The following is a 13,049-nucleotide window of genomic DNA, read 5'->3' as shown; positions in this document are numbered from 1 at the left end:
CGGCCTCACCGGGCGCGGAAATATCTCACGCCGCCGCGGGCAACGCCCGTACCGCGCCCTGCGCCGCCTCGAACGCGCCCTCGCCCAGTTCGCAATAGAGGAAGCGCGCCGGATCGACCGGCCCCGGCAGGATCAACCGGCCAGCCGGCACGACGCGGAAACCGAACCGCCGGTAATACGGCTCGTCTCCGACCAGCACGACGAGGCGATGCCCCGCCTGCTTTGCCGCATCGAGCGACGTCTGCATCAGTGCAGCGCCGATGCCGCGATCCTTGAACGCGGGCTCCACCGTCAACGGCCCGAGCACGAGGGCAGGCGCGTCTCCCGCGCGAACGGGCGTCAGCCGCACGGAGCCGACGATCAGCGTGCCGACGAGGGCGCAATACGACAGGTCCGCCACCGGCGGCGCGCCCTCGCGCAGGCGATAGGCCGTGCGGGCGAAGCGGCCCGGGCCGAAAGCGCGCTCGTGCATGCGCTCGATGGCGTCGTAGTCCGAGGGATATTCGTGGCGAATGGTCAGCACAAGAGAAGTCATGAAAGGGAATCACCGGATTTCGACCACCGGAAACGGCAGCCATGAGGACGACGGACCAGGCATCGCGCCCCACGCCGGCAGACGGGTTCAGGCCGGCGCGGAAAGCCCGATGCACGACGACACGCGCGCCGAGACACGCGCGGCCGCAACACGCATGGATGCGCATCGTCGTCGCCAGGAAATCCGGAACATCGTCATGACCACTACCCTTCCGAAGCGCCATCTATCATCACGAGGGCGCACTGTCCATCTCATCCGTGCGAAGGCTTGACGGGGCGGCGGGGATTGGCGAGACGAAACACGGGATGCTGCCCCCGGAGGTTCCATGCTCATCGCCCATCTTTCAGACGCCCACATCGGCCCGCTGCCGCCCGTGCTGCTGCATGAGCTGTTGAACAAGCGCCTGACGGGATTCATCAACTGGAAGCGCGGGCGTTCGCGCACGCATGACATGCCGCTGCTATCGCGCCTGCTGGCGGATATCGGAAGCCACCGGCCGGACCATATCGCCATGACGGGCGACATCGTCAACATCGGCCTTGCCGGTGAATTCCCTCTCGCGCGGGCGTTTCTGGAGCAATTGGGCGCGCCCGGGCACGTGAGTTTCGTGCCGGGCAATCACGATGCCTATGTACGCGCCGCGCTCGCGCCGATGCGGCACTGGCTGGGGCCGTGGATGACGGGCGACGGCGCGGCGGCGAGCAGGTTTCCCTATGTTCGCCAGCGGGATGGCGTGGCGCTGATCGGCCTCTCCTCGGGCGTGCCGACGCTGCCCTTCCTCGCCAGCGGCACGCTGGGCACGGCGCAGCTCGCCGCTTTCGCGGATATTCTCGCCGACCTCGGCCGCGCCGGCCTGTGCCGGGTCGTGATGGTGCACCATCCGCCCCATCTCGGCGGGGCGAAACCCGGACGCGGCCTCACCGACGCGGCCGAATTCGAAAGAACCGTCGCGCGCGCCGGCGCGGAAATCATCCTCCACGGCCATAACCACAAGACATCTCTCGCGACGATACCTGGCCCCGGCGGATCGGCGGTGCCGATTCTCGGCGCGCCCTCCGTGTCGGCGGTCAGCGGCACCCATGACCACAGGGCCGGCTATCACCTGCTTCACATCGTGCCCGACGGCGCCCGCTCCGCGATCTCGCTGACCACGCGCGGCCACGATCCGCAGACCGGCGCCATCGCCACAATCGGCGAACGGACGATCAGATGAGCGCGCGCAGCCACAAGACGGCGTAAAACCCGGCCGCGCCGGCAAGAACGCCGGCAAGGAACGGGAACAGCCAGCTCCCGCTTTTCTGCCCCGCCCCCTCAGCCGCTTTCGGGGGAGACGCCGGCTTCGGAGGCGGCGGCGCGGAGACAGATGCAGCAGATGGCGCGGCGGGTTTCGCAGCGCCTGCTTCCGGCCCCTTCCCGGCTTTTTCGTTATCTTCAGCCTTGTCCGGCGCGGCCGACGGCGCCTTCGCCGGCGGCTTCGTCGTCACGGGGATGAGGTCCGGTACGGCGCCATGGGGAACGGCCTCACCGTCCGCCTTGCCGTTCGTTTTAGGTTCAAGGACCTCGCGCAGATTAACCACTGGAATGATCAGTTGCGCCTTTCGGCGCGCTCTTGCCGTGTTCTCAACGTCTTCGCTCACGCTCCTCTCCCCCGTTCCCGTCCGACAACAGCCGACGCAACCCGCGCATCACCGGCCGTTCGATCAGGAGATGCACCGCGACCGCCAGCATCATCGCCATTGGCAAGGCGATGGCGACGTAGCCCCACGGTCCGACATCCATGCCCGAAAGGATAAGCCGGGTTGCACGCAATGCAAAGGGATGGAAGAGATAAAGCGCGTAGGAAGCGTCTCCCAGCAGCACGATCAGGCGGCCGAGAAGCGGCGGATGGCGCGGCTCCGGGCCGTATACCGCAGCCATGACCAGCATCGCCGCCGGCACGCCCCACGCGACCGCACGGACGATGTCATCCTGGGTCAGATCGGCCTGCAGCATGCGGATAGCCGCCGAGAACAGCACCACGCGCAGGACGATGCCGGGACGGCCGCCCGCCTCGCGCAACAGGGCGATCCCCATGCCGAACACGAATTCGAACACCAGCGAATCCGCCCAGAACGCCAGCGGCATCGGCAGCGCAACCAGTGTGCCAAGACCCACAAGCGCGGACAGGAACAGCGCGACCGCCAGCACCGCATGCCGGCCGGGCAGGGCGATGGCGAGCGCGAACACGAGATAGAAGGCCATCTCGTAGTTCAGCGTCCAGCCGAGCGACAGCATGGGCTGGGCCACGCCGGCGCTGTTGACATAGGGCCAGAACAGGAAGGAAGCGATGACCTCGGACAAGCCGGGCCTCGGGCTGTTCAACACCGCCGGCAGCGACAGGCTGACAGCCAGAAAGGCCGCGCTCGCCAGCCAGTAGAGCGGCACGATGCGGATGAGGCGGCGTTTCAGGAACGTCATGCCCGCCCCCGGTGCCGCGAACAGACGGCGGGAGGAATGGACGATGATGAAGCCGGAAATGACGAAGAAGATGTCGACGCCCGCCTCCCACGGCAGGGCGCGGCTGGGCGTAAAACCGCCCTGCGGGGCGAAATGCGCGGCGTCGAACTGCGCGTGGTGGAATACCACGAACAGTGCCGCCGCCGCGCGCAACATCTGCACCAGCACGAGCTTCTGCGCAGTGCCTGCCGGCCCGCGCCCCGGTGGTGACATGCGCAGGAGCATCAACCGGTCAGCAGGCGGTCCTCCGCCAGCGCCTCCCCGCGTGCCCGGCGGAACTGGTCGAGTAGGTCCTCGATCGTCAGTCCCGCCCGCTCCGCCCCCGCGACATCGAGGAGGATGCGGCCCTCGTGCAACATCACCGTGCGCGTGCCGATATCGAGCGCATGGCGCATGGAATGCGTGACCATGAGCACCGTAAGCCGGAAGCGGGCGGCGAGATCACGGGTGAGTCCCAGCACGAATTCGGCGTTGCGCGGATCGAGCGCCGCCGTATGTTCGTCAAGCAGCAGCACGCTTGAAGGAGCCAGCGTCGCCATGACGAGCGACAGCGCCTGGCGTTGGCCGCCGGAGAGCGATCCCATGGGCTGGTCGAGGCGATCTTCAAGCTTGAGGTTCAGCTCCTCGATACGCGCGCGGATCTTCGACAGTCGCGACTGGCGCAACGCGGGCAGGAAGGAGCGCCGCTGCCCGCGCGAGGCCGCGAGCGCGAGATTTTCCGCAATCGACAGATTGCCGCAACTGCCGGCGAGCGGGTCCTGAAACACGCGCGCCACATGGCGCGAGCGTGCCTCCGCCGGCAGCCGGGTGACGTCGCTGCCGCCGAGCAGGACGCGGCCGGAGGTCGGCAGCATATCGCCGGCGATGGCGCCAAGCAGCGTCGACTTGCCCGCGCCGTTGGAACCGATGACGGAGACGAAATCCCCCTCTCCGAGCCGCAGCGAAATGCCGCGCAGCGCCTTGCGCTCCAGCGGCGAGCCGGGATTGAAGGTGATGACGAGATCGCGAACCTCGATCATGATGCAGCCCTCGTGCGCACCCTGTGGCGCAGCTTCGGCAGCACCAGCGCCACCAGCACCAGCAGCGCCGTCGCGAGGTTGAGGTCGGACGCCTGCAGGCCGAGGAAATCGATGGAAAGCGCCGTCTGCACCGCGAGCCTGTAGATGACCGCCCCGACCACGCAGCCGACCAGCGCCCAGAAGATGCGCCGGCGCGGAATGAAGGTCTCGCCCACGATAACGGCCGCCAGCCCCACGACAATGGTGCCCACGCCGGAGGTGACGTCCGCGAAGCCGTTCGTCTGCGCAAAAAGCGCCCCAGCAAGGCCGACGAGCCCGTTGGAGAGCATGACGCCGACGATGATCTGCACGCCGGTGCGCACGCCCTGCGCACGGGCCATGCGCGGATTGGCGCCGGTGGCGCGCATCGCAAGCCCGGCCTCCGAACGCAGGAACGCCGCCACCAGCGCCACGGCGGCGAGCACGACGACGGCGAGAAACAGCGGGCGCACGTATTCATCCGCAACCAGCCCGCCGAACGTGCCGCCACTGAGCCACGGCGTCAGCACCGTCGCCTCGGTCAGCAGCGCGATGTTCGGGCGGCCCATGATGCGCAGGTTGACGGAAAAGAGCGCGATCATGGTGAGAATCGACGCCAGCAGATGCAGCACGCCGAAGCGCACCGTCACGAAGGCGGTGACGAACCCGGCAAGCGCCCCGGCGACAACGCCCGCCCCCGTCGCCACCCATGGATCGGCCCCCGCAACGAGCAGCACGGCGGTGACGGCCGCGCCCAGCGGAAACGAGCCGTCGACGGTGAGATCGGGAAAATCGAGCACCCGGAACGACAGATAAACGCCCAAACCGACGAGCGCATAGATCAATCCGAGTTCGATGGCGCCCAACAGGGCGATGCTGCTCATGATTCTGCGAACACCTGCTCAATAAAGGATATCGGCGTGCGAAAGCACGCCGACGCCCTGTTTGTCAATTTTTTCCTCAAGCGCAGGCACCCCCTCTGGAGCACCGGCAGCCCCCTTCAGTCGATCACCTTCACCGCGCGTTTCACGGCCGCCTCAGACAGGGTGACACCGATCTTCCCGGCCACGCCCTTGTTGAGATAGAGGTCCGTGCCCTGCGCAAATTGAACGGGCAGGTCGCTCGGCTTCTCGCCCTTCAGGATGCGCGCCACGAGTTCGCCGGTGCGCTCACCCACCTGGCGATAGTTGAAGCCCACAGAAGCGAACGCGCCGCGCGCCACGCTGTCGGTATCCGCCGCGTAGAGCGGGATCTTCGCCGCAATCAGGGCGCCCGTCACCGCCTCCAGCGCCGAGACGACGGTGTTATCGGTTGGGACGAAGGCAACATCCGCCTTGCCGACGAGCGAGCGCGCCGCGCCCTGCACTTCCGCCGTCTTGGTGGCAGGCGCCTCGACCACCGAAAGACCGATCTTCGCCGCCGCTTCCTTCAGTTCCTTGACCGCGGTGACGGAATTGGGCTCCCCGGGATTGAACAGCACGCCCACGGTCTTCGCGTCCGGCGTCAGTTCCCGAATCAGCGCCACCTGGTCCTCGGTGGGTGCGCGGTCCGACACGCCGGTGACGTTGCCGCCAGGTTTATCGGCGGAGGCCACGAGCTGCGCGCCGACCGGATCGGTCACGGCACTGAACACCACCGGAATGGACTTCGTCGCCGCAGCCAGCGCCTGTGCCGAGGGCGTGGAGATGCCGATGATCACGGCCGGCTTCTCGCCGACGAACTTGCGCGCGATCTGCACCGCCGTCGCCGGTTGGCCTTGCGCGCTCTCGAAAACGACCTTGATCTCCTTGCCCTCGTTGAAGCCGGCTCTGGCCAGCGCCGCGACCGCACCCTCATGCACGGCGTTGAGGGCCGGGTGATCGACGATGGAGGTGATCGCCACCGTCTGCGTCTGCGCGGCTGCGCTGTCCGCACCCCAGACACCACCGGCCAGCAGCAGCGCGAACGCCGCGCCAACAGTCCTTATCATGTCAAACTCCCATCCCTTGTTGCAGGCCTCGTCCGCGGACAGCCGTCTTTGTCAGTCTAGAACATCCGGCGGGAAATTCACGCCTTTCCGGACGGCGAAGGAACACCACCGCCCAGCCGCACGCTCGGCGCGCGCGTGCCGATGATGCCGCCCGGACGCCAGACCATCAGCGCCACCATCGCCGCGCCGAACATCAGCATGCGAAATTGCGCCAGGTCGCGCGAGAACTCCGGAATAGCGATGACCGCGATGGCGGCGATGACGACGCCCGTCTGGCTGCCGAGCCCACCCAGCACGACGATCATCAGCACCAGCGCCGATTCCCAGAAGGTGAAGCTCTCCGGGCTGACGAGGCCCTGACGCGCCGCGAAGAACGTGCCGGCGAAGCCGCCGAACATCGCGCCGATAGCGAAGGCCGACAGCTTGACGCGGGTAACGTTGAGCCCGAGCGAGCGGCAGGCGATCTCGTCCTCGCGCAGCGCTTCCCACGCACGGCCTATGGGCAGCCGCCGCAGCCGCATGGACACGAACGCCGTGATCAGCACCAGCACGAAGATCACGTAATAAAGGAAGATGACACGGTGGATCGGCGCGTAGGCGATGCCGAACAGCTCATGAAAGGGCGTCACGCCATCCTGCGCGCGGTTGGCAAAGGGATGGCCGAAAAACGTAAGACGCGGAATGCCGCCGACGCCGTTGGGGCCGCCGGTCAGCACATCGAAGTTGATCAGCACGACACGGATGATCTCGCCGAAGCCGAGCGTGACGATGGCGAGATAGTCGCCGCGCAGGCGCAGCACCGGAAAGCCGAGCAGGATGCCGAAAAAGGCAGCCATGATCCCCGCGACCGGCAGGCAAAGCCAGAACGACATCCCGTAGATGGTCGACAGCAGTGCGAAGGAATAAGCCCCCACCGCATAGAACGCGACATAACCGAGGTCGAGCAGCCCCGCTAGACCGACGACAATGTTGAGCCCGAGCCCCAGCATGACGTAGATCAGCACCGTCGTCGCCGTGTCGACGATGTAGCGGTCCGCGATCGGCAGGAACGGCAGCGCCAGTGCCACGAGGCCGAGCACGAGCCCCAGATGCGCCGAGGTCACGCCGCTCGGCAGCGCCGTCCGCCGCACCGGCGTGCCAGCGACGCTCTTCTGCCGCCCCAGTGCACTGGCGACATAGGGCCGCGACAGTGCGACCGCAAAACGGCCAAAGAACGTGACGAGCGCGGCGATCGCCACCCAGTCGAAGCGATAGTCGATGGCGACGCCGCCGCCCGTCTGGTTTTCCAGCTCGAACCCCACCAGCGGCAGCGCGAGGCCGACCATGATGATGCCGGCGACGAGCGCCTCGCGCAGCGCTGCAACGAACAGCGACCGGGCTTCCGGATCGTGGGTGTCACGGGCGGCGGCGAGGCTCATGTAATGATCTTCCGGCAGTTGTTCTTGTTATGAAACACATCTGTCATTCTGTAACCACCCGCTCCCGCCTGTCGGGCGGGAGCGGGTTGCATCATGTTGCATCATAAGGTCAGAGCTTCGTCGGCGCGTATTTGCCGTCCCTCCACTCGAACACGACATATTCGGGATCGACCAGATCGCCCTTGGCATCGAAGCGGAAGGTGCCGACGATGGTGTCGAAGCTCTCGGACTTCAGCTTCTCGGCAACCTTCTCCGGGTCCTTGCCTGCGTCGGCGATGGCCTTGGCCAGCGTCTGCGCGGCGGCATAGTAGTAGAAGGCGAAATTGTCCGGCTCGCCGCCCTTCTTCAACTCGGCGTAGGCTTCCTGCGCGCTCGGCTTGTCCTTGGCGTCAGCGGAGAATGTGAACAGCGTGCCCGCGCCGCCCTCGCCCGCGACGGACCAGAATTCGTTGGCAGCGATGCCGTCCGCGCCGATGAAGCGCGTGTCGAGGCCGGCCTGGCGGGCCTGACGGACGATCAGGCCGAGTTCGGTATGGTAGCCGCCGAAGTAGACGACATCGACCTTCTCGTCCTTCAGGCGGCTGACCAGCGCCGAATAGTCGCGCTCGCCGGCGTTGATCGTGCCGACATAGACCGGCTTGATGCCAGCGGCCGCGAGCACCTTGCCGGCCTCGCGCGCCAGGCCCTGGCCGTAAACCTGCTTGTCGTCGACGATGGCGATGCGCTTGTCCTTGAACTTCTCGGCGATGAACTTGCCACCCACGGAGCCCTGCTGGTCGTCGCGGCCGTTGGCGCGGAAGACGAGCGGATGACCGCGCTCGGTGAGATCGGGCGCGGTGGCGGAGGCGGTGAGCATCAGCACGCCTTCGTCGTTATAGACGTCCGAAGCGGCGATGGACGCGCCCGAGCACAGGTGGCCCAGCACGAACTTGATGCCGCGCGACACCACCTGGTTGGCGGCGGAGACCGCGTTCTTGGGGTCGCACTGGTCGTCGGCGATCTGCAGGTCGATCTTCTCGCCGTTGATGCCGCCCTTGGCGTTGATGGCCGCGACAGCGGTTTCCGCGCCGAGCTTCGCCTGCGCGCCGAGCGCCGCGATCTGCCCGCCGGTGGCGGGAATGCCGAGCGCAATGGTCACATCGGCCCGCGCGGCGGTCGCCCCCGCGAGAAGCGCCAGCATGCAGACGCCGGCCAGAGCCTTTTTCGCTGACATTTTCATCATGATTCTCCCGATTCGTGTCTGGACCACGCTAGATTCTGGTTGATGCGAAGGTCGAACCTGCATTCAGACCTTCTCGACGACGGCGCGACCCAAAAGGCCGGTCGGCCGGAAGAGGAGCACGAGCACGAGGATGGCGAACACGGCGACGTCCTTGTATTCGGCCGTCGCATAACCCGCCCAGAATACCTCGATGAGCCCGATCAGCAATCCGCCGAGCATCGCCCCCGGCAGCGAGCCGATACCCCCGAGCACCGCCGCCGTGAACGCCTTCAGCCCGGCGAGAAAGCCGATGAAGAAATCGATCGAGCCATAGTAGACCGTATAGAGCAACCCCGCCACCGCCGCGAGCACCGCGCCCGAGACGAAGGTGAGCGAAATGACGCGGTCGACATTGATGCCGAGCAGTTTCGCCATCTTCTGGTCCTGCTCACAGGCGCGCTGCGCCCGGCCGAAGCTGGTGCGGGCGACGAACAGGCTGAAGGCCGTCATCAGCACCAGCGTCACCGCGATGATGACGATGCGCACGACCGCGATCTCCACGGGCTGGCCGTCCAGCTCGCCGACGACGACGCGGCCGGTGATCATGGGCGCGAGCGACTTCTGCCCGGCGCCCTGCACCAGTTGCACGAAGCTCTGCAGCAGAATCGACATGCCGATGGCGGAGATGAGCGGCGCGAGGCGCATGGCGCCGCGCAGCGGCCGGTAGGCGATCCGCTCCACCACATAACCCCACAGGGCGGTGAACGCCGCCGACAGGACGAGCGTGATCAGAATGGCCACCGGCACGGAGGCGACGCCGAGTTGGGCCAGCAGCAGCAGCACGATGAGGGAAATGAATGCACCGATCATGAACAACTCGCCGTGGGCGAAGTTGATCATGCCGATGATGCCGTAGACCATCGTGTAGCCGATGGCGATCAGGCCGTACACAGCACCAAGCGTCAGCCCGTTGACAAACTGGTCGACAAAATAAGCCAAGACAGCCCCACCCGCTGAATGGCGCCGCCGCGGATCGTTCCGCCCGCCGCCATACATTCCGATTATCGCGCGCACCGGTGGTCCGGCGTCGTGCCTTTTATGCATTCCCCGCACGGATACGACGACGCCGTCGCCCCAGCAAGACTCGTCGACGTCATAAATGACAGAAATACACTGCCGCGTCCACGTCACGCCACCGCTTTTCCCCGACAACGGTGTGAAACAAGATTGCCGCAGTGCAACTTCGCCTTGCGACGAATGCGCCCGAAGGCGAATTCCTCTTGCGGCGAACGGGCGCGTGGGGCACAGATGACTTGCGGCGCTGTCGGCGCGTCGCGGGGTGCCGGCCTGCCCGGAACCTGTCCCGCCGTCCTCGATTTGCGACGAAGGCCTGTCGTCCGGCCCCCCTGTGACATGATGTCGAGGCTTGATGTCCAGACTTGCCGCCGCCCGGAATCAGATGCCAGAGAGCCAATGAAGAAGAAGCTTGAGTATGTTTGGCCGGTCATCGGCCTTATCGCGGTCGTCTTTTCATTCTGGCTTCTGTTCAAGGAACTGAAAGACATCTCGGCCAGCGAGGTGTGGGACAGCGTGGCCAACATCAGCGCGCACCGCTGGATGCTGTGCGTGCTCGCGACCCTTGTCGCCTACGGCGCGCTCGCCTGGTACGACCGGATCGCGCTGCTGCACCTGGGGCGCAAGATTTCGTGGGTCGTGGTGTCGCTGGTCTCGTTCACCACCTATGCGCTGTCCCACAACATCGGAGCCTCCGTGCTCTCGGGCGCGATGGTGCGCTTCCGCGCTTACGGCAGCATGGGGCTGAGCCTTGCCGAGGTCGGCGTGCTCGTCGCGCTGTGCTCGTTCACCTTCGCGCTCGGCACCGTGCTGCTCGGCGGGCTCGTGCTGGTGGGCGAGCCGGAAATCGTGTTGCGCTTCATCGATGCGCCGGTGTGGCTGGCGCGTCTCGTGGGCTTCGGTCTGCTCGCCCTCGTCGCGCTCTATGTGCTCGGCTCGTGGCGCGAGTTCAAGCCGCTGAAGATCGGCAAGTTCGCCGTCTATTATCCGCGCCTGCGCATCACCGTGCGCCAGCTCATGGCCGCGCCGCTGGAACTGATCGGCGCTGCGGCCATCATTCACTTTGCGCTGCCGGATGCCGGAAACCCCGGCTATTTCGTGGTGCTTGGCGTGTTTCTCGCTTCCTTCTCGCTGGCGCTGATCTCGCACGCGCCGGGCGGGCTCGGCGTGCTGGAGTTCGTGTTCCTGAACGCGATGGCCAACGAGCAGCTCTCGCAGTCGGACATTCTCGCCGCACTGCTGGTCTTCCGGCTGCTTTATCTCATCCTGCCGCTTGCGTTCGCGATCATCGTCGTGATCCTTTTCGAGCGATCGCGCCTGTCGCGGACGCTGCACGGCGACGCGGACGCGGACAAGGTCGACAGGGCCGCCTGACGTTTGCGGGAGTTTTCTTCAGGAGCTTTCTCGATGACGACCCAATACGACATCCCCGAATCGGCTGAGAGCGCCTTCCGGCTGGGTTTGCGCGGCCGTTGTCCACGCTGCGGCGAGGGCCATCTCTTCAAGGGCTACCTGAGCCTCGCCCCGCGCTGCGAGGTCTGCGGGCTGGACTATTCCTTCGCCGATCCCGCTGACGGTCCGGCGTTCTTCGCCATGTGGATCGGCAGCATTCCGGCGCTCGCCTTCGGCATCTGGCTGGAGATGACGTTCGGCGCCCCGCTGTGGGTGCACTTCTTCACCACCTTCCCGCTCATCCTGATCGGCTGCCTTGCGGTGCTGCGCCCAGCCAAGGGCTGGCTTGTCTGCTCGCAGTACAGGCACAAGGCAGAAGAGGCGCGCTTCGAAGCCGCACGCAAGGAAACGACCTCTCCCTCCACGGACGGCACCGGCAATCCGGGAACACACTCCGACGCCGGACAATGAGCGTCTGCGTGCTCGCTGCGGAATGTCGTTGCATTGTATATCTCTGTCAGTAAAAAATTTTTACCTCAAGATATAATATTTATCTTGTATACATATAATAATTATTATATATTATATGTATAAATGAATTTATAATGTGAAAATAAAATAAATATTTTCATTATGATTTATTTTTACTTGCGGTAATTCTTTGGCGCGGTTTGACATTGTCGTTAGCTCCCCTAAAATACGCATCGTTTTGAATGTTTTCTTTTCTATTACCTGTTTCAGCCTTTTCAAGGGAGAACATGGGCATGTCGACCCTCGCTGACCCAACGTTTTTGTTTTCCGAATTCGGCCGCAAGCTGGGGCTTCCGGATCTGAAGCTGGACGACAATAACGCCATCCGCCTCACCTTCGACGACATCGTCATCGACGCCCAATACGATCCTGACAAAAGACACCTCATCCTGCTGTCCGTGATCGGCAACCTGCCGGCAGCGGTCGACACGGAGCGTTATGCCAATCTGCTTGAGGTCAATCTCGCCGGGCTTCTCGTCGGCACGGGTGCAATCGGGCTCGACAGGCAGGAAAACCGGTTGATCTATGCCGATCATCTGTCCTTCGAAGGGCTGGAGCAGGCGGCGTTCGAGGAGTTCTTCCGTCAGTCCGTCAACGTCGCGGAAGCCTGGCGGAACCTGATCTCCTCGCGCGAGTTTACCGCCGACGCGAGGCCGGATGCGGTCTCCGCCGGGGAGCAACTCGCGTCCCTGCGTGTGTGATTCGGTGGCCCGGCGAGCGGCGAGCCCGTCCTCAGGCGTCGCTATCCCGGGGCTGCGGTGGCGCGGCATAAAAGTTTCCGCCCGCGCATCCAATTTTTCGCCTTGTGATGTATTCTGCGCTGCAGGTTCAGACCGAGGAGAAAAACATGCGTCCCGTCGATCGGCTCTCTGCCCTGCACGGTCCCGCGCCTGCAGGTTCGCGTGCTGTCTCGGCGTCACCGGCGGCCGCATGGCCTCGGGCGGTCCGCATCGCGTTGCTAGCGGCTTCGCTTGGCGTCGCCTCCCTCACGACAGCGGCAGCGTCAGCGGCAGAGATCAACACGCCAAGGGGCATCGGCCCCGCACTCATGGCCTGCTGGAAGCCACCGCACGGCACCGAAGGGCTTTCCGCCACGGCACGCTTCAGTTTCCGGCGTGACGGCTCGCTCATGGGGCCGCCGCGCATCACTTTCGCCCGGCTCGGCGAAAGCGACAAGCGGGCGCGCGCGTTTCTGAACTCCATTGCGGACGCCTTCAACGCATGCACGCCGCTGCAGTTTACCTCGTCCTTCGGCCGCGCGGTAGCTGGACGGATATTCACCATGCGCTTCGTCCCCTCCGCCCAGCGGGCGTAGGATATCGCTGCGCTTCGCTCAATCGCCGCGCCCACGCCATCTGGCACGAAAGGCGGCGACCGCCTTGGAGAACCATCGCCG

General features: G+C 65.3%; 15 protein-coding genes. 6 read left to right on the top strand and 9 right to left on the bottom strand.

All coding sequences use genetic code 11. The annotated features are described in order from the left end of the window. Positions 1-25 precede the first annotated feature (25 nt). Positions 26-535 (bottom strand): GNAT family N-acetyltransferase, encoded by a 510-nt coding sequence (locus tag FHS82_RS07625; protein WP_166950586.1) that lies wholly within the window; start codon positions 533-535, stop codon positions 26-28. On the opposite strand from FHS82_RS07625, the gene FHS82_RS07620 reads away from it, so the two are divergent. Then, a complete protein-coding gene (locus FHS82_RS07620) occupies positions 534-806 on the top strand; it encodes a hypothetical protein (RefSeq protein ID WP_166950584.1) in 273 nt (90 codons plus the stop codon). The genes FHS82_RS07625 and FHS82_RS07620 overlap by 2 nt on opposite strands. 54 nt (positions 807-860) lie before the next feature. Beyond that, entirely contained in the window at positions 861-1,748 is an 888-nt protein-coding gene (locus tag FHS82_RS07615) for a metallophosphoesterase family protein (RefSeq protein ID WP_166950582.1), read from the top strand. Here FHS82_RS07615 and FHS82_RS07610 read toward each other — a convergent pair. The 8 genes from FHS82_RS07610 to FHS82_RS07575 all read right to left on the bottom strand — a co-directional run bounded on the left by FHS82_RS07610 (position 1,741) and on the right by FHS82_RS07575 (position 9,655). Next, positions 1,741-2,172, bottom strand: coding sequence for a hypothetical protein (locus FHS82_RS07610; protein ID WP_166950580.1), 432 nt, complete (start codon positions 2,170-2,172; stop codon positions 1,741-1,743). The genes FHS82_RS07615 and FHS82_RS07610 overlap by 8 nt on opposite strands. Next, a complete protein-coding gene (locus tag FHS82_RS07605; protein ID WP_246225180.1) occupies positions 2,156-3,256 on the bottom strand; it encodes an acyltransferase family protein in 1,101 nt (366 codons plus the stop codon). Before FHS82_RS07605 ends, FHS82_RS07610 begins: the two co-directional genes overlap by 17 nt. After that, entirely contained in the window at positions 3,256-4,050 is a 795-nt protein-coding gene (locus tag FHS82_RS07600; RefSeq protein ID WP_166950578.1) for an ABC transporter ATP-binding protein, read from the bottom strand. The genes FHS82_RS07605 and FHS82_RS07600 overlap by 1 nt, the downstream gene beginning before the upstream one ends. Further along, on the bottom strand, positions 4,047-4,952 hold the full coding sequence (locus tag FHS82_RS07595) for an ABC transporter permease (protein ID WP_166950576.1): 906 nt from the start codon (positions 4,950-4,952) through the stop codon (positions 4,047-4,049). The genes FHS82_RS07600 and FHS82_RS07595 overlap by 4 nt, the downstream gene beginning before the upstream one ends. Before the next feature lie 116 nt (positions 4,953-5,068). After that, positions 5,069-6,034 carry an ABC transporter substrate-binding protein gene (locus FHS82_RS07590; protein ID WP_377700224.1) on the bottom strand — a complete coding sequence of 322 codons (966 nt, stop codon included), beginning with the start codon at positions 6,032-6,034 and terminating at the stop codon, positions 5,069-5,071. 80 nt (positions 6,035-6,114) lie between these two features. Continuing rightward, complete coding sequence (gene livM / locus FHS82_RS07585; protein ID WP_166950572.1) at positions 6,115-7,455, bottom strand: high-affinity branched-chain amino acid ABC transporter permease LivM; 1,341 nt, start codon at positions 7,453-7,455, stop codon at positions 6,115-6,117. Positions 7,456-7,564: 109 nt separating this feature from the next. After that, positions 7,565-8,677, bottom strand: a complete 1,113-nt coding sequence (locus FHS82_RS07580) for an ABC transporter substrate-binding protein (RefSeq protein WP_246225178.1) — start codon at positions 8,675-8,677, stop codon at positions 7,565-7,567. 63 nt (positions 8,678-8,740) lie between these two features. Further along, positions 8,741-9,655: an ABC transporter permease subunit gene (locus FHS82_RS07575; RefSeq protein WP_166950570.1), complete on the bottom strand. Its 915-nt coding sequence runs from the start codon at positions 9,653-9,655 to the stop codon at positions 8,741-8,743. 474 nt (positions 9,656-10,129) lie between these two features. On the opposite strand from FHS82_RS07575, the gene FHS82_RS07570 reads away from it, so the two are divergent. The 4 genes from FHS82_RS07570 (at position 10,130) to FHS82_RS07555 (ending at position 12,968) form a co-directional block, all read left to right on the top strand. After that, entirely contained in the window at positions 10,130-11,104 is a 975-nt protein-coding gene (locus FHS82_RS07570; RefSeq protein WP_166950568.1) for a lysylphosphatidylglycerol synthase domain-containing protein, read from the top strand. 33 nt (positions 11,105-11,137) lie between these two features. Continuing rightward, positions 11,138-11,593: a DUF983 domain-containing protein gene (locus FHS82_RS07565; protein WP_166950566.1), complete on the top strand. Its 456-nt coding sequence runs from the start codon at positions 11,138-11,140 to the stop codon at positions 11,591-11,593. A 293-nt stretch (positions 11,594-11,886) separates the two neighbouring features. Further along, on the top strand, positions 11,887-12,354 hold the full coding sequence (locus tag FHS82_RS07560) for a type III secretion system chaperone (protein WP_166950564.1): 468 nt from the start codon (positions 11,887-11,889) through the stop codon (positions 12,352-12,354). Between the two features lie 146 nt (positions 12,355-12,500). Next, positions 12,501-12,968, top strand: coding sequence for a hypothetical protein (locus FHS82_RS07555; RefSeq protein ID WP_166950561.1), 468 nt, complete (start codon positions 12,501-12,503; stop codon positions 12,966-12,968). The last annotated feature ends 81 nt before the right edge of the window (positions 12,969-13,049 follow it).

Origin of the sequence: Pseudochelatococcus lubricantis (assembly GCF_011762225.1) — a bacterium.
Classification (GTDB): Bacteria; Pseudomonadota; Alphaproteobacteria; order Rhizobiales; family Beijerinckiaceae; genus Pseudochelatococcus; species Pseudochelatococcus lubricantis.
This window is presented reverse-complemented; position numbering and strand designations above follow the sequence as displayed.

Excerpts from the sequence above, each read along its gene's own strand:
- FHS82_RS07625 (WP_166950586.1), bottom strand. The coding sequence starts at position 535 with ATGACTTCTCTTGTGCTGACCATTCGCCACGAATATCCCTCGGACTAC.
- FHS82_RS07595 (WP_166950576.1), bottom strand. The coding sequence starts at position 4,952 with ATGAGCAGCATCGCCCTGTTGGGCGCCATCGAACTCGGATTGATCTAT.
- FHS82_RS07570 (WP_166950568.1), top strand. The coding sequence starts at position 10,130 with ATGAAGAAGAAGCTTGAGTATGTTTGGCCGGTCATCGGCCTTATCGCG.
- FHS82_RS07600 (WP_166950578.1), bottom strand. The coding sequence starts at position 4,050 with ATGATCGAGGTTCGCGATCTCGTCATCACCTTCAATCCCGGCTCGCCG.
- FHS82_RS07565 (WP_166950566.1), top strand. The coding sequence starts at position 11,138 with ATGACGACCCAATACGACATCCCCGAATCGGCTGAGAGCGCCTTCCGG.
- FHS82_RS07560 (WP_166950564.1), top strand. The coding sequence starts at position 11,887 with ATGTCGACCCTCGCTGACCCAACGTTTTTGTTTTCCGAATTCGGCCGC.
- FHS82_RS07605 (WP_246225180.1), bottom strand. The coding sequence starts at position 3,256 with ATGCTCCTGCGCATGTCACCACCGGGGCGCGGGCCGGCAGGCACTGCG.
- FHS82_RS07555 (WP_166950561.1), top strand. The coding sequence starts at position 12,501 with ATGCGTCCCGTCGATCGGCTCTCTGCCCTGCACGGTCCCGCGCCTGCA.
- FHS82_RS07620 (WP_166950584.1), top strand. The coding sequence starts at position 534 with ATGAAAGGGAATCACCGGATTTCGACCACCGGAAACGGCAGCCATGAG.
- FHS82_RS07580 (WP_246225178.1), bottom strand. The coding sequence starts at position 8,677 with ATGATGAAAATGTCAGCGAAAAAGGCTCTGGCCGGCGTCTGCATGCTG.
- FHS82_RS07615 (WP_166950582.1), top strand. The coding sequence starts at position 861 with ATGCTCATCGCCCATCTTTCAGACGCCCACATCGGCCCGCTGCCGCCC.
- livM (WP_166950572.1), bottom strand. The coding sequence starts at position 7,455 with ATGAGCCTCGCCGCCGCCCGTGACACCCACGATCCGGAAGCCCGGTCG.